Consider the following 1,995-nt stretch of genomic DNA (forward strand, 5'->3'; position numbering starts at 1 on the left):
TCGACGACGACTTCGAGCCGCACCTGGACCGGATGCGTCACTGCGTGGCTGTAGCACAGGAGTTCGAGGCGCCGTTCATCCGCCTGTTCAGCTTCTTCATGCCCGCTGGAGCCAACCCCGCCGACCACCGCGACGAGGTGATGCGCCGGATGGATGCGCTCGCCGCGATCGGCGCCGAGGCCGGGGTCGCGATGGTGCATGAGAACGAGAAGGAGATCTACGGGGACATCCCGGCACGGTGCCTCGACATCGTCAGGACCGTGGACAACGAGCACCTGCAGCTGGCATGGGATGCCGCGAACTTCGTGCAGTGCGGGGTGCGCCCGTTCAGCCAGGGCTACACGATGCTGCGCCCGCACGTGACCTACGTGCAGATCAAGGACGCGCTGCTCGCTGACGGCAGCGTGGTGCCCGCCGGCGCGGGCGATGGGGAGGTCCGTGAGACGATCACGGCCCTGGCACAGGACGGCTTCGACGGGTTCTTCTCGTTGGAGCCGCACCTGGCCGCGCAGGGCCCGTTCGGTGGTTTCTCCGGACCGGACCTGTGGAAGACGGCCCACGAGGCGTTCACCACGATCCTCACCGAGGAGAACATCCCCTTCGCATGAGTACCTCCCCCAGGCGCGCCACGGTGGTCGGCGCCGGTGACATCTCGCGCGTCCATCTCGCCGCGCTCGCCTCGATCGGTGTGGAGGTGGCGGCGGTCGTCGATCTCGATCTGGCGCGCGCACAGGAGCGTGCGGCGAGTGTCGGGGCCGTGGGCAGCTCCGATCTCGAGGCCGTGCTCGCCGCCGGTGACATCGACGTGGTGCACGTGTGCACGCCGCACGATCAGCATCTCCCGGTCGTGGTCGCCGCGCTGGAGGCCGGTGTGCACGTGCTGGTCGAGAAGCCGCTGGCGCACCGTCTCGAGGACGCCGAGCGACTCGCGGAGGCGGCCGCCTCCGCCGATGTCAAGACGGGGGTCTGCTTCCAGAACCGCTACAACGGCACCTCTCGCGCGATGAAGGAGATGCTCGACGGCGGTGGGCTGGGTCGGATCGTCGCGGCGTCCGCCACCGTGGCCTGGTCGCGTACCGGCGCGTATTACGACGCCAAGCCCTGGGCGGGCCAGTCGGCGCGCTCGGGTGGCGGGGCGCTGATCAACCAGTCGATCCACACGATCGACCTGCTGCAGTGGCTCGTGGGGCCGGTCAAGGAGATCTCCGGCCGTGCGTCCCAGTTGGTGCCGCTGCCGGGCGTCGATGTCGAGGACACCGCCACCCTCACGATGCTGCACGAGGGCGCGGGCGGCGGGCGGGTGCGCAGCACGATGTGGGCGACCAACACTAACGCGACGAACGCCCCCGTGACGATCGACATCCTCGGCGAGAACGGCAGTCTGTCACTGCGCGGCGACCTCACGATCACCGCAGCCGACGGCTCGGTCTCGGTGGTCTCCGACACCCCCGCGGATCCGGACGTCCCGGCCTACTGGGGGCTCTCCCACGAGGCACTGATCGCGGACTTCTACGGTCAGCTCGACGCAGCCGGCCCGTTCTGGATCTCGCCGGCCGACGCCTTGCCCGCGCAGCGGATCCTGTCCGGCGTGTACGAGCAGTCGGGGTTGTACGGCTCCTCCTGAGCCGGGCTATCTCTCGCAGGCGACACCGTCGCCGTCGCGATCCAGGTCGTACGGGTCGACGCCGCGGACCTTCACGTAGACCGGACCGCGCACGTACGCCGGCCCGTTGCCGCTTCCTCCGGCACAGTCGACGTCGGAGGCGATCGGCACGCAGGCTCCCCGGTACGCGGGGTGACAGCCGCTGCTCGTGGCCGGCTTCTTCGGCGTCGCGGAGACCACCGCGCTCCAGGCACCGTTGCCCACGGCGTTCCGGGCGAGGACCCGGAACCGGTAGCTGGTGCCGTTCTGCAGGCCGGTGATCGTGACGCTGCGTGCGGAGGCGCTCACGGTCCGCACGGTCTTCCACGTGCCGCCGGAGTACCGCTGCACGA

Annotated in this window: 3 protein-coding genes; 2 read left to right on the top strand and 1 reads right to left on the bottom strand. The window is 69.9% G+C overall.

All coding sequences use genetic code 11. The annotated features are described in order from the left end of the window. Together ACOJSN_RS17895 and ACOJSN_RS17900 are read left to right on the top strand one after the other, a co-directional pair. The coding region (locus tag ACOJSN_RS17895) for a sugar phosphate isomerase/epimerase family protein (protein WP_420113848.1) at positions 1-608 on the top strand (608 nt) is incomplete at its 5' end. Beyond that, positions 605-1,624, top strand: coding sequence for a Gfo/Idh/MocA family protein (locus ACOJSN_RS17900; RefSeq protein WP_420113849.1), 1,020 nt, complete (start codon positions 605-607; stop codon positions 1,622-1,624). The genes ACOJSN_RS17895 and ACOJSN_RS17900, both read left to right, overlap by 4 nt. A 6-nt stretch (positions 1,625-1,630) precedes the next feature. On the opposite strand, the gene ACOJSN_RS17905 is transcribed toward ACOJSN_RS17900, so the two are convergent. Further along, positions 1,631-1,995, bottom strand: a 365-nt coding sequence (locus tag ACOJSN_RS17905) for a fibronectin type III domain-containing protein (RefSeq protein ID WP_420113850.1), incomplete at its 5' end; no start/stop codon positions are given.

The sequence above is a fragment of the Pseudactinotalea sp. genome (genome assembly GCF_048594945.1).
In the GTDB taxonomy this organism is placed as follows: Bacteria; Actinomycetota; Actinomycetes; order Actinomycetales; family Beutenbergiaceae; genus Pseudactinotalea.

What these genes read in the sequence shown, in the direction of transcription:
- ACOJSN_RS17900 (WP_420113849.1), top strand. Translation starts at nt 605, where the DNA reads ATGAGTACCTCCCCCAGGCGCGCCACGGTGGTCGGCGCCGGTGACATC.